Source organism: Aquirufa sp. 5-AUSEE-100C1 (genome assembly GCF_054558655.1).
In genome coordinates this window covers 535,998-557,599 of record NZ_JBPXKO010000001.1, presented here as the reverse complement: position 1 = coordinate 557,599, position 21,602 = coordinate 535,998, and the positions used below count along the sequence as shown (strand labels likewise).

The following is a 21,602-nucleotide window of genomic DNA, read 5'->3' as shown; positions in this document are numbered from 1 at the left end:
ATTTTTGCGCATATTTTAATCGCATGAGTAAGAAGAAAGAAAAGAAAGCCCCGGTGGTGTTGGAACAAATCCCGATTTTGGATTTTGCAGCGGAAGCGAAATGCATCGCTAAAGTAAACGATGAAGTGATTTTTGTGCAAGGGGCCGTTGCGCCAGGTGATATTGCCGATTTACGTATTTTAAAATCGAAAAAGAGCTTTAAGCAAGCCCAGGCGATTAATATTCAAAAGCTTTCTAAACACCGTACCGATGTGGCTTGTAGTCATTTTGGGATTTGCGGGGGATGCAAGTGGCAACATGTAGATTATGCGTCGCAGACTGCCTTTAAGGCCCAACAAGTGAAAGACAATTTAACGCGCATTGCGAAGGTTAAATTGCCTGAATTTCAGCCTATTCTCGGCTCTGAAGAGACCTATTATTACCGAAATAAATTGGAATTCACCTTTTCTTGTGCCCGTTGGTTGACGGAGGATGAGATTGGAAAAGAGGATTTGGGTTCCATGAATGCGCTAGGATTTCACGTCCCAGGTCGTTTTGATAAGATTTTGCCCGTTGATCATTGCTATTTACAGCCAGATCCTTCAAACGCGATTCGCAATGGCGTCAGAGATTTTGCGCAGGCCAATGGTATTTCGTTTTATGAGTTGAAGTTTCAACAGGAAGGTGCACTCCGGAATTTGATTATTCGAAATACGGTAACAAATGAATGGATGGTCACGGTCCAATTTGCCTATGCGACGGAGGAGGAAATTCGCTTGGTGATGGAGTATTTGAAACAAAATTTCCCCATGATCACCTCGCTGAATTATGTAATTAACCAAAAAGGCAATGATACCTTCCATGATTTGGAGGTACAATGCTACCATGGAAAACCTTTTATGGTGGAAATGATGGAGGATTTGCAATTTCAGATTGGTCCTAAATCTTTCTTCCAAACGAATGCAAAGCAGGCTTTGAAATTGTACCAATTGGTTCGCGAATATGCGGATTTGCAGGGGAATGAGGTTGTTTATGATCTGTACACAGGAACTGGAACCATTGGTTTGTTCTTGGCCAAACATGCCCAAAAGGTTGTTGGCCTTGAGTACGTCGAAATGGCCGTTGAAGACGCGAAAATCAATGCAGAATTAAATGGAATTACGAATGCCACTTTCTTTGCGGGTGACATGAAGAAGGTGCTAACGACTGAATTTATTAATATTCATGGCGCACCTGACGTTATTATCACGGATCCTCCGCGTGCCGGAATGGATTTAGATGTCGTGAATCAAATCTTGGAAGTTAAGCCGAAGAAGATTGTCTACGTAAGTTGTAATCCTGCTACTCAAGCGCGTGATTTAGCCTTATTAGATGTTGCCTATGAGGTAGATGTCGTCCATCCGGTGGACATGTTCCCGCAGACGCATCATGTGGAGAACGTTGTTAGGTTGGTGATTAGACCTTAGACTTTGGACTATAGACGTTAGATCAACAAATTTAGAGACGCGATACTTCGCGTCTTTTTTTTGAAATATGAATTTCAATCATATTAATTACGCCACGTCTAAAGTCTAAAGTCTAAAGTCTAAAGTCCAACGTCTAACCTAAAAAGGGCTATTCAACGGATCAAAATCCCCTTCCGGAGGTAAATTCATTTTACTTCCTTTAAACACCGAATCCCCTCCGCCTTGTTCGAAATTGGACGTTTGATCGCCGAGATTACTTAAGTTGAAGCTCTCCCCTCCTTCAGCACCGCCAAAGGGTTGGAAATCCAAATCACAGTATTTAGTGAATTTACCAATGAATTTCAACCAAACGCTGTCCAATGAACCGGAACGGTTTTTGGCCATAATGATCTCTCCCATGCCGGCCAATGAATTTCCATTTTCATCCGCGGTGATTTGGTAGTATTCCGGACGGTAGATAAACATTACCTGATCAGCATCCTGCTCGATGGCTCCAGATTCACGAAGGTCAGATAATTGTGGTTTCTTATTTCCTCCACGTGTTTCCGTGGAACGATTCAATTGCGAAAGCGCGATAACAGGTACATCCAATTCCTTCGCTAATTGCTTCAAGGCACGCGAAATTTGAGCAATTTCCTGCTCACGGTTTCCAGATGCTCCCTTACCGCTTGTATCTCCTGTCATTAATTGTAAGTAGTCAATGACGATCAACTTAATATCTTTCTGTGCCTTTAAACGACGGCATTTCGCGCGTAATTCAAGAATGGACAAGGCCGGGGTATCATCGACGAAGATAGGTGCCTCGTATAAACGCTTGATTTTCGTGTGTAGTTGTTGCCACTCATGGGGCTCCAACTTCCCTTTACGAATCTTTTCAGCCTCAATTTCAGCTTCCGCCGAAATGATACGATTCACAAGTTGAACCGCACTCATCTCAAGTGAGAATAAGGCAACGGCATGTCCCCATTCAACAGCAGCATTCCGACATGCCGAAACGACAAATGCCGTCTTACCCATACCGGGACGAGCCGCAATAATGATTAGTTCCTGTTTCTGCCAACCCGATGTCAGACGATCCAAATCGGTAAAGCCTGATGGAATACCCGTCATTCCGCTCTTCTGTTGTTGTTTCTCCTCTAATTCGGCAACGGCTTTCAAGAGGATGTCCGACATACTTTCGTAGTTCTTACGAATATTGGATTCGGCTATCGTGAAAAGCTCTTGTTCCATGCGATCCAAAATCTGGAATACGTCCGTCGTATCTTCGTACGATAAGCGTTGGATTTCAGATGAAACATGAATCAGTTGGCGCTTAATGTATTGCTCAATGATAATACGCGCATGGAATTCCACGTTGGACGTTGAACTAACCCGAGAGGTTAATTGAGCCAAGTAAGCTGTTCCTCCTGCTTTCTCTAAATCACCAGTGGATTTTAAATGGTTATTGACCGTTAATAAATCGACAGGTTGAGACTGTTGGAACAAGGCCTGAATCGCACCAAAAATCTTATTATGAGCCTCTTTGTAAAAACTATCCGGTTTCAATAATTCGATGACATTCGCCAAAGGCTCCTTCTCAAGCATCAATGCTCCCAGAAGTGCTTCTTCTAAATCAACGGCTTGAGGGGGTAATTTACCTAAACCTAAATCACTTAGCCTTTGTGGCATATTTGACCGATTTGATGAATTAATTCCCTGTTTACCCTTGTTAAAAGCCTGCGATGTGTTATTCGAATCCATAGCTACAATTTTACAATTTTTTATCAAAAATATCACCTTGTTGGTGATATAAAATTTCAAGTTTTCGCTATTTTAGTACTTTAAAACATTTAATACCGAAACTACTTGCTAGAGAAAATTATTTCCTTGTCGGACATCTCCTTAATCGAATTTCTAGGTGTGTCCAATTCCCATTTTCAGTTGTTGACGGAGGCCTTTCCTCAGACAAAAATCATTTCGCGCGGCGACCAAATTATCATTCGTGGTTCCGATGACCAAATGGCTTTGGTTGAAGCAATTGTGAATCAATGCATTCAGCACTTGAATAAACACAGTACCTTCACGGCGGTGCATATGAAGGCGTATATCGATTCGATTTTGAACCCAACGGGCGAGGAAATGGAGACGCCATGGGTGGAGGATAAAGATGTATTGTTGTTTGGGAATAAAGGCATTGTTATTAAGGCAAAGACTCCGAATCAACGGAAGTTGGTCGATGCAGCGACGAATAATGATATTGTCTTTGCTATCGGTCCAGCAGGTACCGGTAAGACCTATACGGCGGTGGCTTTGGCGGTCAAGGCATTAAAAAATAAAGAGGTTAAAAAAATCATCATCACGCGACCAGCTGTGGAAGCGGGAGAAAATTTGGGATTTCTTCCAGGCGATTTGAAAGAAAAGATTGACCCCTATCTCAGACCTATATACGATGCATTGGATGATATGATTCCTGCGGAGAAATTGAAGTTCTATTTGGAGAATCGGACGATTGAAATTGCACCATTGGCTTACATGCGTGGTCGGACGTTGAATAAGGCCTTTATCTTGTTGGACGAGGCGCAAAACACGACTTCCATGCAAATGAAGATGTTTTTAACGCGTATGGGTATTCAATCTAAAACGATTATTACAGGAGATAAATCACAAGTGGATTTGCCCAAGAACCAAACTTCCGGTTTGGGTGAGGCGGAACGGATTTTGAGTGGGATTAATGGGATTTCCTTTGTGGAGTTAGATGGATCCGATGTGGTTCGACATCGTTTGGTACGTAAAATCATTGAGGCCTATGGAAAGCAAGACAAGTAGGATTATTCAGGCGGTTTCCGACGAACAAATTGCGCAAGTTTTTGAGATTCGAACGGAAGTTTTTGTTCATGAGCAAAAATGTTTGCCTTCGGAAGAGTTCGATGAATTAGATGCGCAAGCGATACATTTTGTTTTGTTGGAAGATGATAAGCCCGTTTCCACGGGTCGTTTTCGCAATACAGAAAAGGGAATCAAAATAGAACGGATTGCTACCTTGAAAGAATCCCGAGGAAAGGGATATGCGAGCCAAATGATTCGCCATGTCATTCAAGAAGCGAAAAAACGATACCCTGAAAACAATTATTTCTACTTACATGCGCAGGTGGATGTCATGCCATTGTATGCTTCATTAGGTTTCGAGCCATTTGATGGAACTTTTATTGAGGCGGATATTGTTCATCAAGCCATGGAAGCTCATATTTAGGCTTCTTTAATTTCATCGAATATGTCAATTAAAGCAATTGAGGCAGTTTATCCGCCTGGTCCTCCCCATTTTGTGGGCGATGGTTTTCGCGTACATAATTTTATACCGAGTCGGCATGGACTCGATATGCATCGCATGTCCCCTTTCATCATGATGGATTACGGGGCTAAATTCCACGTTCCTCCATCGGATAGCCCGAGGGGCGTGGGTGTACATCCGCATCGCGGCTTTGAAACGGTTACTATAGCCTACAAAGGGCGTGTGGCGCATCATGATAGTGCCGGTGGTGGCGGAATCATCGGTGAGGGTGATGTTCAATGGATGACGGCGGCATCAGGTGTTTTGCACAAGGAATACCATGAAGAAAGTTTTAGTAAGATGGGTGGTGAATTTCAGATGATTCAACTATGGGTCAACTTACCTGCCAAAGATAAAATGTCGGCACCCAAGTATCAGGCGATTGAAAATGCTGCCATGCCTAAAGTCGCTGTGGAAAAAGGATTTGTGGAGGTCATTGCTGGAAATTTTCAGGGAGTTCAAGGGAAAGCTAGTACGTTTACCCCCGTAAACATGTTCAATGCCCATTTAGAGGCTGGCGGAAAATCGGAGTTTGAATTTCCGGCTGAATTCAATACTTGTTTGGTGGTTGTCGAGGGAGAAATACGCATCAATGGTTCCGAAGAATCCGTTCCTTTAGATCATTTTGTACGCTTTGAGAACGAAGGGGAAACCTTCCAAATTGAAGCAACCGAAAATTCGAAGATTCTTATCCTAAGCGGTGAGCCCATTCGTGAACCTATTGCGGCTCATGGTCCGTTTGTGATGAATACAAGACAGGAGATTTTGCAGGCTTTTCAGGATTTTGAGGAAGGGAAGTTTGGACAACTTGAGAACTAAGAACTAAGAGTTAAGAACTAAGAACTAAGAGTTAAGAACTAAGAGGTAAGAACTAAGAACTAAGAGTTAAGAACTAAAAGCCAAATATTTCGAACTGAAAATCGTGAGTAGTTCGTATAAAACGAAAAGGTTAGAATTAAGCTTCGTAAGCTTAACTCTAACCTTTAACTTTTTAACTCTTAGTTCTTAACTCTTAGTTCTAAAAAGGCAAATCATCCCCACTCTCCGCCGCTAATGGAGGAAAGTTATTAGCTGGTGCCGCACTAGGAGCTGCTGCTGGAGCAGAAGTAGGTGCCCAGCCCGCGTTATCTTGTGCCGGTGCAGGCGCTGCTGCTCCCGAACGATCTAAACGATAGGCACGAATTTCGGTGTACCAACGCTCATTGTATTCTCTTGATTCCACATTGAATTGTACTTTCACGATTTCACCCTCTTGAATCGGTGCTAAATCTTGCGTCTTGTCTCCCCAGACCGACATACATACTTTCTTTGGGTATTGATCTTGAGTTTCTAAAACAAACTCTTGTTTAATCCAGTTTGTTCCGGTTCTGCCTGTCCCTGTAACCTCAGGCATTTTCTTAATAAGTTTTCCGCTTAGTTCTAAAGCCATTACTTGATATTTTTGAATGATTGAATTGTTGGCAAGTAAGTAAATATTTGGTAATTTTACTAACCGTTTTTGGCGATGTGGTGAAATTGGTAGACACGCTACTTTGAGGTGGTAGTGCCGCTTTAGGTATGGGAGTTCGAATCTCCCCATCGTCACTTAATTTTTTGTTTAATCTGTAAATCATGTTGAAGATGAAGCCTTACAGTGTATTACTTTACTATAACTATACTCCTATCCCTAATCCCGAGGAGTATCGTGTCAAACATCACCTTTTCTGCATTGAAAATAACCTTTTAGGGCGCGTTATTGTCGCTTCCGAAGGTTTAAATGGAACGGTTTCGGGTTTAAAGGCCGACTGTGACGCCTACATGAAATGGTTAGAGAATGACCCCATTTTTGCAGGCACTGATTTTGATTTCAAAGTCGATTACCACGAAGCTCATACGTTCAATAAACTTCACGTTCGGGTGAAGTCGGAGATCGTGCATTCTGATTTGCCTGTCAATCCACGAGTAAAAACGGGCAAACACCTTAAGCCAAAGGAGTTTAAAGAAATGTTGAAGAACGACCCAGATGTTGTTTTGGTAGATATGCGTTCCAACTACGAGCATGAGCTCGGAAAATTTAAAGGTGCCTATACCTTTGATATGGAGAACTTACGTGATCTTCCAAACCACGTGCAGGAAATAGAGCACCTAAAAGACAAAAAGGTTATCACATATTGCACCGGAGGAATCAAATGCGAAAAGGCTTCCGCCTATTTATTGGAGAAAGGTTTTTCCAACGTCTACCAATTACATGGTGGGATCATTAAATATGGTTTGGAAGAAGGCGGTGAAGATTTTGATGGTTCCTGCTATGTATTTGATAACCGTGTGGCAACTCCCGTGAATACGATTAATCCAGAGGTTATTTCAAAATGCCACGTTTGTCAGGAAACGTCCGATCACATGGTCAACTGTGCAAATCCAGAGTGTAATGAGCATTTGGCGATCTGCCCTACCTGCTTGAGGGAAATGGATGGCGCCTGTTCGCAAGCATGTAAAGAACATCCCCGTAAACGGCCTTACAATGAAAAGGGATATTATTCGAAACAATCCGTGGGTTATTCACCCGAATTAGGATTTAAATCCTTTGGACGAAACGAAAAAATAGAAAAAAGAAAAATGGCTCAATCTTGAGCCATTTTTTATTTACTGACTTCCTCCACGCGAAATCGCGTGATATCTTTTATTAATTCCAGCGGCATGGGTAAATGATATGGAAACTTTACCGCCCCTTTTGATCCTTCGAAGGCACTCAAACGCTCTTGAAATACGACCAATGGTTTTGGTGTCGGATAAAATCCCAAATGATTATTCCAGGCCGCAAAATGGACTAAATTTTTCTTGTACTTAAAGGTTGGCATTCCGTAAGCCATTGTTTCCTCCGTTCCTTCCGGTACGACTGAACGAATCGCATCTCGCACTTCTCGCAAGATTTTCTGAGTGGCTTCTGGGAATGTATTGATGTATTCTTCCATATTAGGCTAATTGACGATGTCTAACGAATAAAAATAAGGGAAATGCGAACGCAAACCCGATTAACACGGTTGCCAATAAATACAAGTATAGGTATTTGATTTTGATGCGGAGTCCTTCGACTAGCATAAAAAATGTCCCCGCTATGGCACCCGTCCAAAAATCAAAAGTTAAACTTTTGGCGTAGGGATTTGAAATCCATGTACTTTGAATAAAATTTAAAACATCAAAATTTCCATTGTTTTCCTGTATGCCTATGAAAACATAGGATACGGTAATTCCGCCTCCAACAAGTGACAGGAATAAATATAAGTAATGTGCGTTTTTCATGAGATTTGTTTTATGATGATGTTTCGTCCACGTAATTCAATCGTATCTCCCACCCTTTTCCCTTTCATTAATTCCCCCAGCGGTGATTCCGCAGAGATGGCATAGATCGTTCCAAAGCTTCCGGGAATAGCCCCTAATCCGATTGAAATATAATAAGTTTCAAAATTAGTCTCGACCAAATGGCCCAACCCAATTTGCTCATTGGTTTTATGACTCATTAAATGCTGCATGGAAACCAATTGCTGTTGATAGGTATCGATACTCGCACTCAGTTTATCCATTTCACGCTGCATCATTTCCCGTCCCGTTTCATATTTATCCCCTGCACTACTCTTGGTATCAGAATCCCGGGATTCTTTCGCCAACGCAAAATCCAGTCGGGCCTGATGGAGTTTCTCCTCCAAAAGAGCTAGCATTGTTTCATGAATTTCTGATTTGTTGGCCAACTTATTTAATTTGATTTCGGAAATTATCAATAATTTCGCGTATGACCTATTTCTCACCGACCGACTTAATCATTAATCCCGATGGAAGTTCGTATCATTTGGCAATTCGCCCCGATCAAGTTCCTGCGCAAATCATTTTGGTTGGTGACCCCGAACGTGTTCCCAAAGTATCTCAATACTTTGATCGGGTCGATACTAAAATTCACAAACGAGAATTTGTTAGCCATTTTGGTGAGTTGGGCGGAAAGCGAATTAGCGTGATTTCAAGTGGAATTGGAGCAGATAATGTTGAGATTGTATTGAATGAGTTGGACGCCTTAGTGAATATTGACTTTGAAACGCGTTTAGAAAAATCAAACAAGACATCCCTTGAGCTCATTCGTTTAGGGACCTCAGGAAGTATTCAAAAAGATGTACCCGTCGATACCTTTTTAATCTCTGAAGCGGCCATTGGTTTTGATAATTTAGGCCAATTTTATGGCTTTGAGGGTCCCCATATGCTTCATCAAGGCGCCCTGAACGACTGGTGTCAGCAAATACAATATCCGATTCCGGTTTATGGTGCCAAAGCGAGCCCCTCATTAATAAAAACGTTTGATTCGATTCCTTACAAGGGTTACACGCTCACCGCACCTGGATTTTATGCACCCCAAGGACGTACCGTGCGAATGCCATCTCGGTTGCCTGAATTTTTACAGGACGTATCTGCAACCCACTTTGAAGGTAATCCGATTACGAATATTGAGATGGAAACGGCTGCATACTATGCCTTTGCGTCTACATTAGGCCATAAAATGATTTCCTTGAATGCGATTTTGGCGAATCGAATGACGCATGAATTTTCAATGGATCCGGAAGGTCAAATGCGGAAACTTATTGAGTTGGCCCTAGATTCAATTGCATAACGTAATCATCCATCACGTAGCCATTGCCGATATCTAAAACCATTTCTTTTGCTCGGATAAAGCCTTTTTTCTCGTAAAACTGAACGGCTGAATTGTATTTATTCACATTCAATTCGATTTGATTAACACCCTTATCTTGAGCGATTTCCTTGATTCGTTCAATGATTTTCGTTCCCGCACCTCGAGATTTAAAACCGGGACGTAAGTAAATCTTGTGTAATTTCATTTTACCGGGTTCGGTGACCTCAATGGAAAAATATCCGAGCGTATTTCCATCCTCTTCGGCCAAATAAAAATCGATGCTCGAATCTATTTGTCTTTCAAGTACCTCGGTGCCGTACATCATGTCCAACATGTAAATTGTCTGCTCCTCGGACAAAATATTTCCATAGGTAGGCCGCCAAGTTGCCTCGGCGATTTCTTGGATGGTAGGAATGTCAGAAATTCGTGCTTTTCGGAATTGCATAGTCAAATTTAATGCGCGCAAATTTGTAAATTGCATACAAATATACAATCTATGAAGCCACTTATTTTAATTGCTAACGATGATTCGATTTCTTCCAAAGGAATTCGTGTTTTAACTGAAATTATGTCCGAAATGGGCGAAGTGGTTGTCATCGCTCCGGATACGCACCAATCGGGAATGGGTCATGCAATCACGATGGGGGTTCCATTGCGCGTGACCGAAACGCAAGATTTCGGTCCAAACGTAAAATCTTACAAATGTTCAGGTACTCCTGCTGATTGTGTGAAAATTGGGAAGCACTTAATTTTAAAGGATCGAAACATTGATTTAGTCGTTTCCGGAATCAATCACGGTTCCAATGCCTCGATTTCCGTGTTATATTCAGGAACCATGTCGGCCGCAATCGAAGCAGCGATGGAAGGAATTCCGGCGATTGGTTTTTCCTTGTGTGATATCAAGTCGGATGCCGACTTTAGTCATTGTCATGATTTTATCATCAAAATTTGCCAACAAGTATTAGTTCATGGTTTGCCGAAGGGTTTAACCCTAAACGTAAACTTCCCGGCTAAGTCAGACGTCGCCCCCAAGGGCATCAAAGTGGTTAAACAAGCCGATGCAGTTTATAGGGAGCGATTTGCGGAACGTAAAGATCCGTATGGGCAATCGTATTATTGGATGGATGGCGACATCGAGCATTTTGATAAGGGGCAAAATACCGACCTCGACGCATTAGAGGAAAATTACGTGAGTATCGTTCCGATAAAATATGATTTAACAGACTACGATGAATTACGGGAGATGCAATCCTGGGACCTTTAAGGCGTAAGTCAATAAGGTCGTAATCGATAAAATATCTTTAATTTCCCCGTTTAAGGCCATTTCAATTGCTCTTTGAACGGGGATTTTTTTGATTTGTAATTGTTCGGTGTCCTCAGGTTCAGATTCGGTTAATGTTAATCCTTCTGCGAGGTACATGCTCGCTTTTTCATCAGTCACCGAATTAGATAGGTAATTCTCACCGAGCAAAGTCCAGTTATCGGCAAGGAGTCCCGTTTCTTCCTTTAACTCTCTTTTGGCTGCATCCAAGGGAAGCTCGTTTTGGCAGCCTCCCTCGGGTAATTCCCAGGAATAGGCCCCAATCGTATAGCGGTATTGTCCCACTAAATATGTATTCCCCTCAGTATCAATGGGCAGAATGGCGATGGCATGATTCTTAAAATGTACCTTACCATAGATTCCCGGTTGGCCATTCGGTTTTATAACCTCATGATGTTCTAAGCGAATCCAATCGTTTTCATAGGGAATACTGATATCTTGTGTTTTCCAAGGGTTTATTTCCTGTTCCATCCGACAAAAATACTATCTTTGTCCAGATTTTCCCTGTATGAAACAAAGGCTAATTTTATTCTCGTTCTTTTTGAGTTTGCTGATCATGTCGGCGAAATTCTATGCCTATTACGCAACGGGATCCACGGCGGTTTTAACAGATGCATTGGAGTCAATCATCAATGTGGTTGCGGCAGCATTTGCCTATTATTCCGTTTATTTGGCCTCTTTACCGCGTGATTTGAATCACCCCTATGGGCATGGGAAAATTGAGTTCTTTGCCTCGGGATTGGAAGGTGTTTTGATTCTATTGGCTTCCGCATACATCTTTTTGCATGCCTCGCAGCATTTATTAGCAAAACCTGCGCTTACTCAGTTAGACTTAGGTCTACTCGTTTCCCTTTCATCCACGGTTTTAAACGGTTTGATGGGATTCTACCTAGTTCGTGCGGGAAAAGCATCCCATTCGCCCGCATTGGTTGCCGATGGGAAACATTTGACATTAGATGCCTACAACGGTATTTTAATTGTCATGGCCATTGCCCTGACTTTGTTTACCGGTTGGCTTTGGGTGGATGCGGTTGCTTCAATTGCTTTTGCGCTATTGATGTGTTGGCAAGGTATTCGTCTGATTCGTGAGTCGGTCGCAGCCTTAATGGATGAGACAAATCCAGCGGTATTTACGAAGGTGATCGAATGGATCAAGAAGCACCAAAAAGCGAGCTGGATCGATTTACACAATTTACGTATCCAACAATATGGAGGTGATTTGCACATCGATTGCCACTTAACCCTACCCCGTTATTGGGATTTAAATCGGGTTCATGATGAAATCCATGATTTTGAGGTGAAGATGGCTGAAGTTCTACCAACTGAAATCGAGATTTTTGTGCATGTGGATCCGTGTTTGGATGCTTGCTGTTCACATTGTGAAATAGCAGACTGCCCAATCCGTGCGCATGCTTTCAAGCAGAAGATTGAATGGAACGCCACTAACATGGCGCTCAATCAAAAACATTTCAACGAGCTCTAAGCAGGCTTAAGACTTCCCATTCCTCCATCGACGCCGATGATTTGACCCGTTATCCAAGAATTTGCCGGAGATAATAAGAATGCGGTTAGGTTTGCCACATCGCTCGATTCTCCCACACGGCCCAAGGGATGACGTTTTCCGCCAGCTTCAATTTTCTCAGGACTACTTAATAAATTAGCCGCTAAGGGGGTATTGGTCAAGGAAGGTGCAATTGCATTCACTCGAATTTGTTGGCTTGCTAACTCAGCTGCCAACGATCTTGTCAATCCTTCGATTGCTCCTTTCGAACTCGCAATGGACGCATGGAACCCCATTCCTGTTTGAACAGCTACCGTACTGTAAAGTACGATGGAACCAGAACCATTTTGCTTTAGGTTGGGTAGGTAGTTTTGTATTACCTTCACAGCTCCCAATACATTCAATTGAAAATCAGTACTAAAATCAGCCTCTGTCAATCGATGAAAGGGTTTTAGGACAATACTTCCTGGGCTGTAAACAATTCCAGCAATGGGACCTTCGACGTTGGGTAATGTCTCATTTGAAGAGGCATCCCAAGTATGATTTTCACAAGCTGGGTTTGCAGTTCTAGCAATGTTGATAACGCGATGACCTTCTTTGATTAAGGCGTCAGCCGTTGATGCGCCAATCCCATGACTAGCGCCCACGATAATAAAAGTTCCCATAAGATTTAGCTATGAAGTGAATCTAAAAATTCGCGTTTGGTTGATTCCTCTTGGAATTTACCCCCATAATAAGATGTAATCGTCGAGGTTGCATCATCCTTTACGCCTCTAGAGGAAACACAAAGGTGTTTTGCATCGATGAAAACAGCCACGTGTTCTGTCTTTAAGACTTTTTGTAAATACTTCGCGATTTGCATCGTTAAGCGTTCTTGTACTTGAGGACGTTTAGCGAAATACTGAACGATGCGATTCAATTTCGACAAACCAATTACTTGGCCAGAAGAAATGTAAGCGATATGTGTTTTACCCATGATCGGTACAAAGTGGTGCTCACAATTCGAATAGAAACTGATGTTCTTTTCAATAAGCATTTCATTGTAACCGAATTTGTTTTCAAACAAGGCAATTTTAGGCTCATTCGCTGGATTTAATCCATTAAAGATCTCCTCCACGTACATTTTAGCAACACGCTTTGGCGTGCCACGTAATGAATCGTCTGTTAGGTCTAAACCTAAGGTCAACATGATCTCACGAAAATGTGACTCGATTTTAGCAATTTTTTCTGCATCAGAAAGAACAAAGGCATCCTCCCTCATCGGTGTCTCGATGGAGGTGGCTACATGATTGTCTCCAATTTCTTCGTCGGTCAACAAGAAACGGTCTGTATCAATTAGCAGGGAATTCAACGAAATTTCTTTCTGTTTCATACAATTTGATTTTTAAATCTAGCTCTGCAGCAATTTCTGGTCTTAATTTATTATAAATCACAATGGCAATATTTTCGGCCGTTGGATTTAGGTTAGCGAATTCGGGTACATCTAAATTTAAGTTCCGGTGATCGAATTTCTTGCAAACTTCGCGCTGGACTAAATCGGATAAAACCTTCGTATCGATAACATAACCCGTTTCTGGATTAATTGTTCCCGTAACTTGAATAATTAATTCATAATTGTGCCCATGATAGTTCGGATTATTACATAAACCGAATATTTCCTTGTTTTTTTCTTCACTCCACGCTGCGTTGTGCAAACGATGTGCAGCGTTGAAATGCTCTTTCCGGAAAATGCTTACTTTAGGTGAGTCGCTCATTTTTTTATAAATCTTATAAATTTACAAGAGTAATTTCATTAAATTTCAATTTCATCATCTAATTACCTATTTAATCAAATATGAAACGGAGAAATTTTATTACTAAATCTCTTGTTTATACTTCAGGTGCAGCTCTTTTGCCACATTTATCTCAAGCACAGAACATAGAACAAACAAAAGTACGATTAGGTTTCATTGGTGTCGGATTACGGGGTCGAAATCACCTTGAAATGGCCTTGTATCGAGACGATGTCGAAATCGTTGCCATCTGCGATGTGGATCCCAAAGCAATTCAGATAGCTCAAAAAATGATTAGCGATAAAGGCCGCAAACCTGCGGTAGCCTATCAAAAAGGGGATCATGATTTTGAAAACCTAGCTAAACGTTCGGATATCGATGGCGTTGTCATCGCAACCCCTTGGGAATGGCACGTGCCAATGGCACTCGAAGTGATGAAACAAGGGAAATATGCGGGTGTCGAAGTATCTGCAACCGTGACCTTGAAAGAATCTTGGGACTTAGTTAACATGTACGAGAAAACGGGATCACATTGCATGATTCTGGAGAACGTATGCTACCGCCGGGACGTTATGGCGACCCTCAACATGGTTCGTCAGGGGATGTTTGGAACGCTTTCACACGTTCAATGTGGCTACCAACATGATTTACGTGAAGTGAAATTCAACGATGGGAAGCAAGCCTATGGTGGTGGAGTGGAGTTTGGCGAGAAGGGATTTTCGGAGGCCAAATGGCGCACGCAACACTCCATTGATCGCAATGGTGATTTATATCCAACTCACGGTTTGGGACCCGTGGCTGAGATGTTGAACATCAACCGCGGAAATCAATTTGCCTATTTAACATCCATGGCCTCACCTGCTTTGGGTTTGCATCAATACATTGAAGAAAAAGGCGGCAGGGATCATCCTAACGCCAAAGTAAAGTTTAAATGTGGGGATGTGGTGCAAACCATGATTAAATGCCACAATGGGGAAACCATTTTAATTACGCACGATACGAATTTACCTCGTCCTTATTCCTTAGGCTTCCGAGTTCAAGGAACTAAAGGAATCTGGATGGATGATAATAAATCGATTTATTTAGAGGGCGTTTCTGCTAAACAACACCGTTGGGAGGACTTCAAGCCTTATCAAGAGAAATATGATCATCCATTATGGAAATCGCATTCAGCTGATGCCGAAAATGCAGGTCACGGTGGAATAGATTATTTCGTTTTACGAGCCTTTATCGAATCCATTAAAAATAAGGTAGCCCCACCTATCGATGTGTATGACGCAGCGGCGTGGTCGGCGATTTCGCCTCTATCCGAGGAATCTATTGCGAAGGGCTCCGCTCCTATTCAAATACCAGATTTCACCCGTGGAAAATGGAAAACCAATCAACCAATTTTTGCTTTAAACGATCAATACTAAACCTATGTCAACTTCAAAATCTTCCAACGGACCTTTAATCATGATCGGAATACTCTTTTTTGTTTTCGGATTTGTGACGTGGGTTAATTCAGTACTTATCGCATTCTTTAAGGGTGCCTTCGATTTGAATAATTTTCAATCGCTATTAGTTACCTCCGCTTTTTTCATCTCCTACTTTGTGATGGCGATTCCTTCGTCATGGGTTTTAGCAAAAACAGGCTTTAAGAATGGAATGTCTTTTGGGCTTTTAGCCATGGCCGTAGGAACTTTATTATTTATTCCTGCCGCTAAGGTTGAAAATTATGGGCTTTTCTTGGTGGGTTTATTTGTGATTGGAACGGGTCTAGCTTTGTTACAGACAGCCTCTAATCCTTACGTGACCATTTTAGGTCCGTCGGAAAGTGCGGCTCAACGTATCTCGGTGATGGGTATCTGTAATAAAGTGGCAGGTATTTTAAGTCAAGTTATTTTTGGAGGACTCTTTTTGTCTTCCGCAGCAGGGGCAGCCAAATTAGAAACTGTGATTATGCCTTATGGAATTATGACGGCCATCTTAGTTGCGCTAGCTATATGGGTTCGTTTTTCTTCTTTGCCGGAAGTGGAAGCAGAAGAAACGGAGGAAGAAAAAAGTGCGTCCAAAGCTAGCGTTTGGGCATATCCAAACTTAGTATTAGGCCTCGTGGCCTTCTTCTTGTATGTAGGCGTGGAAGTGATGGCGGGTGACACGATTATCAATTACGGCGTGTCCAAGGGCTTTAGCATGGATGTGGCCAAATCATTTACGAGTTACACCTTGTATGGCATGTTGGCGGGGTATATTGTTGGTATTTTATTTATTCCTAAATATTTAAGCCAACAAAAAGCCTTGAATTATTCTGCACTTTTAGGAATCCTTTTTTCAGTAGGTGCTGTAGTGTTGGACGGATATTTATCTGTTTTATGCATCGCGCTTCTGGGATTAGCCAATGCATTAATGTGGCCAGCGTTATGGCCTTTGGCGATCCAAGGATTAGGTAAGTTTACCAAACTTGGTTCTGCACTCATTATCATGATGATTTCTGGAGGCGCATTAGTGCCTTTGTTGTACGGTTCCATTGCTGATCGCATGGGAGATACCCAAACCGCCTATGCGATTATGGTTCCATGCTATTTATTTATTCTGTACTACGCAACAATTGGCCATAAAATGAGTTCTTGGTAATAGAAAGATAATTCACAGAGGCCCCATCTTTCATTGTGAGATGGGGCTTTTCTTTGTAAATTTGATTTATGAATCGATTATTTGAATCCCCCAATGCGCACCTAATTGCCGATGGCAATCAATATGCGCCTTCGCTTTGGACTTACCAACGACGTGAAACCATCCCGGTTCAGATTGGGGATTTATATATGGGCTCCGACTTCCCTATTCGCATTCAATCGATGACAACTGTCGATACAATGGATACGCAAGGGTCAATTGAGCAATCGATTCGTATGATTGATGCTGGATGTGAGCTAGTTCGTATTACAGCCCCATCTGTCAAAGAGGCCCAAAATTTAGAGAATATTCGCAAGGGCTTGCGCGAACGAGGATATAATACCCCGTTGGTTGCCGATATTCACTTTACTCCTAATGCCGCGGAATTAGCCGCACGCATCGTAGAAAAGGTTCGTATTAATCCCGGAAATTATGCGGATAAAAAGCGTTTCGAAACCATCGATTATACAGACGCTTCTTACCAAGCTGAATTAGAACGCATTCGTGATAAATTTTTGCCATTAGTAAAGATTTGCAAGGAATATGGAACCGCCATGCGCATCGGTACAAACCATGGTTCGTTGTCGGACCGTATTTTAAGTCGGTATGGCGATACGCCCCTCGGTATGGTAGAATCCGCTTTGGAGTTCTTACGTATTTGTGAGGATGAGAAGTATTTCAACATTGTGCTTTCCATGAAATCTTCCAACACGCAAGTCATGGTGGAAGCCTATCGTTTGTTGAGCAAAAAACTTGCCGACGGTAATTTTAAGGCCTATCCGATGCATTTGGGTGTTACCGAGGCAGGCGAAGGCGAAGATGGTCGAATCAAATCTGCAGTTGGCATTGGAACGCTTTTAGAAGATGGTTTAGGTGATACGATTCGTGTTTCCTTAACGGAAGATCCAGAATTCGAGATTCCTGTGGCGCAAGAATTAGTTCGTCGTTATCAATTTAGGGCACAAAATAGTACACCAATCGAGCCAATTCAATTAGCTGAAAAACAATTGGTATCCCCGATCAATCCATTTGCACATGAACGTCGATTGACCAAGGAGATTGCCAATTTTGGAGGTCATCAAGTTCCTCGTGTGCTAGCTGATTTTTCACACAACCCGCATATCCAAATGGAGGATTTAAAAGCCATCGGGCATTTTTATCTTCCCGAACCGGATAAATGGGTGATGAATGATTTAGGCGCCGATTATATATATACAGGTAAGTATGCTGTGGATTTCATGTTACCTAATGGTTTGAAGCAGATTGTCAATGCAGAAAATTGGACGGGTGATCCACAAGTTTTCCCATTGTTTAATTTAGAAGAATGGCAACAGGCAGATTCAAAGCATGCCAGCTTGAACTTTGTAGCTATTAATGCAGAGGATTTATCTGAATTGAATGCCTTGAATTTAGAAACAGTGGTTCTTGTCTTGAGGAGTGAAAATGCACACCAAATGGCAGCACTTCGTCGGGCCTTTTTTGGATTGATTCAATTAGGTATTCAAACGCCGGTTGTACTTCATTTAAGCTATCCGAATGTAGATGCGGATCAATTGCAGCTTTTTGCTCCAACGGACGCAGGAGGCTTATTGATCGATGGATTTGGGGATGGGATTTTGTTATCCATGCCGTATAGTCAAGACAAAAATGCGTTGATGAATGCAACGGCCTTTGGTATTTTACAGGCGAGTCGGGTTAGAATCTCCAAAACGGAATACATATCATGCCCTTCTTGTGGTCGGACCTTATTTGATTTACAAGAAACAACCGCTCGTATTCGCCAAGTCACCGATCACTTGAAAGGAATCAAAATCGGGATTATGGGTTGTATTGTTAATGGCCCGGGTGAAATGGCTGATGCTGATTATGGCTATGTGGGCATTGGAAAAGATAAAATTGCTTTATATCGCGGCCATGAGGTTGTGAAAAAATCCGTTCAGGCTGATTTAGCTGTGGATGAATTAATACAATTAATTAAAGAGGACGGAAATTGGCGTGAGCCCCAACAAACCAACTAAACATGAGTAGATTAAGAGAACAGTTCCGTATTGGTGAAGTATTCACGTATTTCATTCGTGTATTTCAAAAGCCTAAGCCCGGTGCACCCACGAATTTTAATATTCGTACAATGCATACGATTAACAAGATTTCTATTGTCATGTTCTTGTTCTGCGTATTGGTGATGCTTTATCGGGCGTTTACGCGTTAATTAGCGCATACCAAATTTACACCAATTCGTTTGAGCGAATTTTAACGCTGCTTTGTCTTTTGTTTTCGACTTAACGAAATCACATAAGTACTGGTATTCCTTTGGCCCAGGTGCGCTTGGAAGTTCATTAATCAGATTCTCGATTACTTTGATAGCTGCCATAGCCTTTTTTTGCTTGAATAGCATGATACTTTCTGCCATCCAAGTCCGACGAACGATTGATCCTTTGTCGATACCCGCTTTAGCCATTTGGTTTTTCAATTTTTCAACATCAGCCTTACTCAATTTGTTAACCTGAGAGCTGGTCATTACAATTTGGAATACATTCTCATAAATCATTTTAACCATGGCAGGATCAGCAATTCGATTGTATTGATCTAAATGGCCCACAAAATACTCAAATAAGGTATTGTTGTTGTTCATCATGATTAGTTGCATCATATTCAATGCACTTTGATTGATGTACTGAGTAGTAGGTAGAACTCGGACTAATTCATTCACCATCTTGATATTGGTAGCCGTATCTGCCGTCAAACGTGCAAATTGTGCGTAATTGTAGAGAAATGCGACACTTCGTTCTCCCGACTTAAATTTATTCGCAAAATTACCCGCTTGTTCAGTTGGATTGGCTGCTTTCTGGGCAATCGCATTGACATTGACTAAACTATTTTCCTTCTCTCCGAATGCTCTTGCCTGAACTAATTTCATGCTCTTGGGATCAAAGAACAAAAACGTTGGAGTGGCATTGATGATAATTTTTAACTGTTGGAGAATTTTTTGATTCTCCGGTTTACGAACATCTAATTGATAATTGATGAATCTCGCATTGTAAATGGCCCCAACTTGCGGTTGGGCAAATGTTCCTGTGAAGGAATTGCAAACATGGCAATCCGGGGCATACACCTCGACAAACAATAGTTTATTTTGCTTTTTTGCCAAAGCAATAGCAGTATTTAAGTTGCTGTTTTTGAGGAAGTTAATCCCTTTTTGAGCAAAAATACTTGAAGTAATTAAGCAAAATGTCAGAATGAATTTGAGGTGTCGCATATGACTGAATTATTGCCCCTGTGATGCGGCGGTGATTTCTTTCTTGAGGTTTTGAGAAAGCTTTTTACAAACTTGTTCTACTTCCAAAGCAAACTCGGAATCGCCGGTGGCTTGCAAGGCAGCATCCCCCACCGTTCCCATGATTTCGATGAAAAAACGCTTCATATCGAGTACTTCCATGTCTTTTGTCCATAGTGGTAAGGCTAAGGTCCCTTTGTGATAGGGATCCCATGTGGCAACTAGAATGGCTTTGGTTTCCTCAATCCCTTCGTTGGGGTTGTCGGTCGCCGACCAAGATATTTGTTCCGGAATGCTATTATCGTCTAACTGTATTTTGAAATTGATTTCAGATTGTTTCATGATGGCTTTTGTTTTTCGATTCATCTCTGTGTTTCCAAAGCAAATAAATCGTATTTTCGTACAAAAGTAAGAAAACTAAATGGTTCGAGCAGAAATAATTACCATTGGCGATGAGATTCTCTATGGCCAAATCTTGGATACCAACACCCAATGGATCAGCTTAGAACTCGATAAAATCGGGATTAAAACCGTGCGTAAGTCATCTGTGGGTGATCAGCGTGAAGAAATCGTACAAATCCTTCAAGAAGCGCAAAAACGTGCTGATATTGTCTTTATAACGGGTGGTCTAGGGCCAACCAAAGACGATCTAACGAAGAAAATCTTGGCAGATTTCTTTGATTGCAAGTTGGAGTATCACCCGGAGGCTTTGTCGGATGTCACGGAATTTTTTGCAAAACGAGGACGTGAATTGAGTGATATTAATCGCGATCAGGCCTTGTTGCCTACTAAATGCACATTTATCCCGAATAAACAAGGTACAGCTCCTGGGATGTGGTTCTATGAGCAAGATACCATTTGGGTTTCCATGCCAGGCGTTCCTTTTGAAATGAAGGCAATTATGGAGACGGAGGTATTGCCGCGAATTACCCAGCATTTTAAATTACCTGTTATTGTTCATCAAATTCGCAAAGTCGTTGGAATTGGGGAATCTTATTTGTCGGATTTAATTCAGGATTGGGAATTGCAATTACCCGCGCATCTTAAGCTCGCATATTTGCCATCTTTAGGGATTGTGAAACTTCGGTTAACAGGATTTGGACAGGACAAGCAAGAATTACATAAGCAGATTGAAGCTGCTTTTGAACAAGTTATGCCTTTGATCAAAGGCTATGTTTTCGGAAAGGAAAAGGATGAATTAGCTGCGGTGGTGGGCCAACTACTTGTTTCGCAACATGCGACGCTAGCTGTTGCAGAAAGCTGTACGGGAGGTTATTTGGCACATCAGTTTACGCAACATGCGGGTAGTTCTGCATTTTTTGAGGGTGGCGTTTTAAGTTATTCGAATGCTGTAAAAATGAAACAATTGGGTGTTTCTGAAGATATTTTGAAAAATCATGGAGCGGTAAGTGCAGCATGTATTTCAGCTATGGCGACTGGTGTCAGGACCGATTTGGGGACAACGTTTGCTTTGGCTACCTCAGGTATTGCGGGTCCAGATGGAGGAACGGACGAGAAACCGGTTGGCACCATATGGATCGCTTTAGCTCATCCCAATGGCGTGATAACTCGAAAATTAACGCAAGGTGGTACTCGCTTGCAGAATATACATTTAAGTTCTTTGGCGGCAATTAATTTGTTGCGTCGCTATTTGTTAAACGATTTAGCAGACTAAT

The 21,602-nt window shown here is 41.9% G+C and carries 25 protein-coding genes and 1 tRNA gene; 14 read left to right on the top strand and 12 right to left on the bottom strand.

The annotated features are described in order from the left end of the window. The first annotated feature begins 23 nt into the window (after positions 1-23). Positions 24-1,445 (top strand): 23S rRNA (uracil(1939)-C(5))-methyltransferase RlmD, encoded by a 1,422-nt coding sequence (gene rlmD, locus ACMH5P_RS02485; protein ID WP_459492731.1) that lies wholly within the window; start codon positions 24-26, stop codon positions 1,443-1,445. A 138-nt stretch (positions 1,446-1,583) separates the two neighbouring features. Here the strand turns inward: rlmD and dnaB are convergent, their stop codons facing one another. Then, on the bottom strand, positions 1,584-3,113 hold the full coding sequence (dnaB, locus tag ACMH5P_RS02480) for a replicative DNA helicase (RefSeq protein ID WP_459492730.1): 1,530 nt from the start codon (positions 3,111-3,113) through the stop codon (positions 1,584-1,586). Between the two features lie 177 nt (positions 3,114-3,290). On the opposite strand from dnaB, the gene ACMH5P_RS02475 reads away from it, so the two are divergent. From ACMH5P_RS02475 to ACMH5P_RS02465, 3 genes are read left to right on the top strand one after another with little or no spacing between them, the layout of a single operon-like run. Next, positions 3,291-4,250: a PhoH family protein gene (locus ACMH5P_RS02475; protein ID WP_459492729.1), complete on the top strand. Its 960-nt coding sequence runs from the start codon at positions 3,291-3,293 to the stop codon at positions 4,248-4,250. After that, positions 4,231-4,674, top strand: a complete 444-nt coding sequence (locus tag ACMH5P_RS02470; RefSeq protein WP_459492728.1) for a GNAT family N-acetyltransferase — start codon at positions 4,231-4,233, stop codon at positions 4,672-4,674. Before ACMH5P_RS02475 ends, ACMH5P_RS02470 begins: the two co-directional genes overlap by 20 nt. A gap of 21 nt (positions 4,675-4,695) precedes the next feature. Further along, positions 4,696-5,571 (top strand): pirin family protein, encoded by an 876-nt coding sequence (locus ACMH5P_RS02465; protein WP_459492727.1) that lies wholly within the window; start codon positions 4,696-4,698, stop codon positions 5,569-5,571. A 199-nt stretch (positions 5,572-5,770) separates the two neighbouring features. Here the strand turns inward: ACMH5P_RS02465 and ACMH5P_RS02460 are convergent, their stop codons facing one another. Then, positions 5,771-6,181, bottom strand: coding sequence for a DUF3127 domain-containing protein (locus ACMH5P_RS02460; protein WP_459492726.1), 411 nt, complete (start codon positions 6,179-6,181; stop codon positions 5,771-5,773). A gap of 71 nt (positions 6,182-6,252) precedes the next feature. Between ACMH5P_RS02460 and ACMH5P_RS02455 the strand changes: the two genes are divergently transcribed. Both ACMH5P_RS02455 and trhO read left to right on the top strand, forming a co-directional pair. Continuing rightward, a tRNA-Leu gene (locus tag ACMH5P_RS02455) sits at positions 6,253-6,336 on the top strand. Between the two features lie 36 nt (positions 6,337-6,372). Then, positions 6,373-7,362, top strand: coding sequence for an oxygen-dependent tRNA uridine(34) hydroxylase TrhO (trhO, locus tag ACMH5P_RS02450; RefSeq protein ID WP_459492990.1), 990 nt, complete (start codon positions 6,373-6,375; stop codon positions 7,360-7,362). Positions 7,363-7,370: 8 nt separating this feature from the next. Here trhO and ACMH5P_RS02445 read toward each other — a convergent pair whose 3' ends face one another. From ACMH5P_RS02445 to ACMH5P_RS02435, 3 genes are read right to left on the bottom strand one after another with little or no spacing between them, the layout of a single operon-like run. Then, positions 7,371-7,703: an iron chaperone gene (locus ACMH5P_RS02445; protein ID WP_459492725.1), complete on the bottom strand. Its 333-nt coding sequence runs from the start codon at positions 7,701-7,703 to the stop codon at positions 7,371-7,373. A 1-nt stretch (position 7,704) separates the two neighbouring features. Then, on the bottom strand, positions 7,705-8,031 hold the full coding sequence (locus ACMH5P_RS02440; protein ID WP_459492724.1) for a DUF2834 domain-containing protein: 327 nt from the start codon (positions 8,029-8,031) through the stop codon (positions 7,705-7,707). Then, positions 8,028-8,477 carry a hypothetical protein gene (locus ACMH5P_RS02435; RefSeq protein WP_459492723.1) on the bottom strand — a complete coding sequence of 150 codons (450 nt, stop codon included), beginning with the start codon at positions 8,475-8,477 and terminating at the stop codon, positions 8,028-8,030. Before ACMH5P_RS02435 ends, ACMH5P_RS02440 begins: the two co-directional genes overlap by 4 nt. A gap of 41 nt (positions 8,478-8,518) precedes the next feature. Between ACMH5P_RS02435 and ACMH5P_RS02430 the strand changes: the two genes are divergently transcribed. Next, positions 8,519-9,382 carry a nucleoside phosphorylase gene (locus ACMH5P_RS02430; RefSeq protein WP_459492722.1) on the top strand — a complete coding sequence of 288 codons (864 nt, stop codon included), beginning with the start codon at positions 8,519-8,521 and terminating at the stop codon, positions 9,380-9,382. Here the strand turns inward: ACMH5P_RS02430 and ACMH5P_RS02425 are convergent. Further along, a complete protein-coding gene (locus ACMH5P_RS02425) occupies positions 9,351-9,848 on the bottom strand; it encodes a GNAT family N-acetyltransferase (RefSeq protein ID WP_459492721.1) in 498 nt (165 codons plus the stop codon). The two genes, ACMH5P_RS02430 and ACMH5P_RS02425, sit on opposite strands and share 32 nt — an antisense overlap. A gap of 51 nt (positions 9,849-9,899) precedes the next feature. Between ACMH5P_RS02425 and surE the strand changes: the two genes are divergently transcribed. Further along, on the top strand, positions 9,900-10,667 hold the full coding sequence (gene surE / locus ACMH5P_RS02420) for a 5'/3'-nucleotidase SurE (protein WP_459492720.1): 768 nt from the start codon (positions 9,900-9,902) through the stop codon (positions 10,665-10,667). Here surE and ACMH5P_RS02415 read toward each other — a convergent pair. After that, the gene (locus tag ACMH5P_RS02415) at positions 10,638-11,195 is read right to left on the bottom strand and encodes an NUDIX domain-containing protein (protein WP_459492719.1); all 558 of its coding nucleotides are present in this window, start codon (positions 11,193-11,195) and stop codon (positions 10,638-10,640) included. The genes surE and ACMH5P_RS02415 overlap by 30 nt on opposite strands. 37 nt (positions 11,196-11,232) lie before the next feature. Here ACMH5P_RS02415 and ACMH5P_RS02410 point away from each other — a divergent pair, with 37 nt between their 5' ends. Beyond that, positions 11,233-12,207: a cation diffusion facilitator family transporter gene (locus tag ACMH5P_RS02410; protein ID WP_459492718.1), complete on the top strand. Its 975-nt coding sequence runs from the start codon at positions 11,233-11,235 to the stop codon at positions 12,205-12,207. On the opposite strand, the gene ACMH5P_RS02405 is transcribed toward ACMH5P_RS02410, so the two are convergent. From ACMH5P_RS02405 to ACMH5P_RS02395, 3 genes are read right to left on the bottom strand one after another with little or no spacing between them, the layout of a single operon-like run. Next, positions 12,204-12,890, bottom strand: coding sequence for an SDR family NAD(P)-dependent oxidoreductase (locus ACMH5P_RS02405; RefSeq protein ID WP_459492717.1), 687 nt, complete (start codon positions 12,888-12,890; stop codon positions 12,204-12,206). The genes ACMH5P_RS02410 and ACMH5P_RS02405 overlap by 4 nt on opposite strands. Positions 12,891-12,895: 5 nt before the next feature. Continuing rightward, positions 12,896-13,597: a GTP cyclohydrolase I FolE gene (folE, locus tag ACMH5P_RS02400; RefSeq protein ID WP_459492716.1), complete on the bottom strand. Its 702-nt coding sequence runs from the start codon at positions 13,595-13,597 to the stop codon at positions 12,896-12,898. Further along, entirely contained in the window at positions 13,557-13,979 is a 423-nt protein-coding gene (locus ACMH5P_RS02395; protein WP_459492715.1) for a 6-pyruvoyl trahydropterin synthase family protein, read from the bottom strand. Before ACMH5P_RS02395 ends, folE begins: the two co-directional genes overlap by 41 nt. Before the next feature lie 80 nt (positions 13,980-14,059). Between ACMH5P_RS02395 and ACMH5P_RS02390 the strand changes: the two genes are divergently transcribed. From ACMH5P_RS02390 to ACMH5P_RS02375, 4 genes are all read left to right on the top strand, one after another. After that, positions 14,060-15,412, top strand: coding sequence for a Gfo/Idh/MocA family protein (locus ACMH5P_RS02390; RefSeq protein ID WP_459492714.1), 1,353 nt, complete (start codon positions 14,060-14,062; stop codon positions 15,410-15,412). 4 nt (positions 15,413-15,416) lie between these two features. After that, positions 15,417-16,613 (top strand): sugar MFS transporter, encoded by a 1,197-nt coding sequence (locus tag ACMH5P_RS02385; protein ID WP_459492713.1) that lies wholly within the window; start codon positions 15,417-15,419, stop codon positions 16,611-16,613. 68 nt (positions 16,614-16,681) lie between these two features. Further along, positions 16,682-18,670 carry a (E)-4-hydroxy-3-methylbut-2-enyl-diphosphate synthase gene (gene ispG, locus ACMH5P_RS02380; protein ID WP_459492712.1) on the top strand — a complete coding sequence of 663 codons (1,989 nt, stop codon included), beginning with the start codon at positions 16,682-16,684 and terminating at the stop codon, positions 18,668-18,670. A 2-nt stretch (positions 18,671-18,672) separates the two neighbouring features. Continuing rightward, positions 18,673-18,861: a DUF6728 family protein gene (locus ACMH5P_RS02375; protein ID WP_459492711.1), complete on the top strand. Its 189-nt coding sequence runs from the start codon at positions 18,673-18,675 to the stop codon at positions 18,859-18,861. Here ACMH5P_RS02375 and ACMH5P_RS02370 read toward each other — a convergent pair whose 3' ends face one another. Together ACMH5P_RS02370 and gldC are read right to left on the bottom strand one after the other, a co-directional pair. After that, positions 18,862-19,908 carry a thioredoxin family protein gene (locus ACMH5P_RS02370; protein ID WP_459492710.1) on the bottom strand — a complete coding sequence of 349 codons (1,047 nt, stop codon included), beginning with the start codon at positions 19,906-19,908 and terminating at the stop codon, positions 18,862-18,864. 9 nt (positions 19,909-19,917) lie between these two features. Next, positions 19,918-20,268, bottom strand: a complete 351-nt coding sequence (gldC, locus tag ACMH5P_RS02365) for a gliding motility protein GldC (RefSeq protein ID WP_459492709.1) — start codon at positions 20,266-20,268, stop codon at positions 19,918-19,920. A 79-nt stretch (positions 20,269-20,347) separates the two neighbouring features. Here gldC and ACMH5P_RS02360 point away from each other — a divergent pair, with 79 nt between their 5' ends. After that, entirely contained in the window at positions 20,348-21,601 is a 1,254-nt protein-coding gene (locus ACMH5P_RS02360; protein ID WP_459492708.1) for a competence/damage-inducible protein A, read from the top strand. Position 21,602: the final 1 nt, after the last annotated feature.

What these genes read in the sequence shown, in the direction of transcription:
- ACMH5P_RS02460 (WP_459492726.1), bottom strand. Translation starts at nt 6,181, where the DNA reads ATGGCTTTAGAACTAAGCGGAAAACTTATTAAGAAAATGCCTGAGGTT.
- ACMH5P_RS02395 (WP_459492715.1), bottom strand. Translation starts at nt 13,979, where the DNA reads ATGAGCGACTCACCTAAAGTAAGCATTTTCCGGAAAGAGCATTTCAAC.
- ACMH5P_RS02445 (WP_459492725.1), bottom strand. Translation starts at nt 7,703, where the DNA reads ATGGAAGAATACATCAATACATTCCCAGAAGCCACTCAGAAAATCTTG.
- ACMH5P_RS02470 (WP_459492728.1), top strand. Translation starts at nt 4,231, where the DNA reads ATGGAAAGCAAGACAAGTAGGATTATTCAGGCGGTTTCCGACGAACAA.
- trhO (WP_459492990.1), top strand. Translation starts at nt 6,373, where the DNA reads ATGAAGCCTTACAGTGTATTACTTTACTATAACTATACTCCTATCCCT.
- ACMH5P_RS02390 (WP_459492714.1), top strand. Translation starts at nt 14,060, where the DNA reads ATGAAACGGAGAAATTTTATTACTAAATCTCTTGTTTATACTTCAGGT.
- ACMH5P_RS02430 (WP_459492722.1), top strand. Translation starts at nt 8,519, where the DNA reads ATGACCTATTTCTCACCGACCGACTTAATCATTAATCCCGATGGAAGT.
- dnaB (WP_459492730.1), bottom strand. Translation starts at nt 3,113, where the DNA reads ATGCCACAAAGGCTAAGTGATTTAGGTTTAGGTAAATTACCCCCTCAA.
- ACMH5P_RS02440 (WP_459492724.1), bottom strand. Translation starts at nt 8,031, where the DNA reads ATGAAAAACGCACATTACTTATATTTATTCCTGTCACTTGTTGGAGGC.
- folE (WP_459492716.1), bottom strand. Translation starts at nt 13,597, where the DNA reads ATGAAACAGAAAGAAATTTCGTTGAATTCCCTGCTAATTGATACAGAC.
- ACMH5P_RS02405 (WP_459492717.1), bottom strand. Translation starts at nt 12,890, where the DNA reads ATGGGAACTTTTATTATCGTGGGCGCTAGTCATGGGATTGGCGCATCA.
- ACMH5P_RS02415 (WP_459492719.1), bottom strand. Translation starts at nt 11,195, where the DNA reads ATGGAACAGGAAATAAACCCTTGGAAAACACAAGATATCAGTATTCCC.
- ispG (WP_459492712.1), top strand. Translation starts at nt 16,682, where the DNA reads ATGAATCGATTATTTGAATCCCCCAATGCGCACCTAATTGCCGATGGC.
- ACMH5P_RS02360 (WP_459492708.1), top strand. Translation starts at nt 20,348, where the DNA reads ATGGTTCGAGCAGAAATAATTACCATTGGCGATGAGATTCTCTATGGC.
- rlmD (WP_459492731.1), top strand. Translation starts at nt 24, where the DNA reads ATGAGTAAGAAGAAAGAAAAGAAAGCCCCGGTGGTGTTGGAACAAATC.
- ACMH5P_RS02425 (WP_459492721.1), bottom strand. Translation starts at nt 9,848, where the DNA reads ATGCAATTCCGAAAAGCACGAATTTCTGACATTCCTACCATCCAAGAA.
- ACMH5P_RS02410 (WP_459492718.1), top strand. Translation starts at nt 11,233, where the DNA reads ATGAAACAAAGGCTAATTTTATTCTCGTTCTTTTTGAGTTTGCTGATC.
- ACMH5P_RS02375 (WP_459492711.1), top strand. Translation starts at nt 18,673, where the DNA reads ATGAGTAGATTAAGAGAACAGTTCCGTATTGGTGAAGTATTCACGTAT.
- ACMH5P_RS02465 (WP_459492727.1), top strand. Translation starts at nt 4,696, where the DNA reads ATGTCAATTAAAGCAATTGAGGCAGTTTATCCGCCTGGTCCTCCCCAT.
- gldC (WP_459492709.1), bottom strand. Translation starts at nt 20,268, where the DNA reads ATGAAACAATCTGAAATCAATTTCAAAATACAGTTAGACGATAATAGC.
- ACMH5P_RS02385 (WP_459492713.1), top strand. Translation starts at nt 15,417, where the DNA reads ATGTCAACTTCAAAATCTTCCAACGGACCTTTAATCATGATCGGAATA.
- ACMH5P_RS02370 (WP_459492710.1), bottom strand. Translation starts at nt 19,908, where the DNA reads ATGCGACACCTCAAATTCATTCTGACATTTTGCTTAATTACTTCAAGT.
- surE (WP_459492720.1), top strand. Translation starts at nt 9,900, where the DNA reads ATGAAGCCACTTATTTTAATTGCTAACGATGATTCGATTTCTTCCAAA.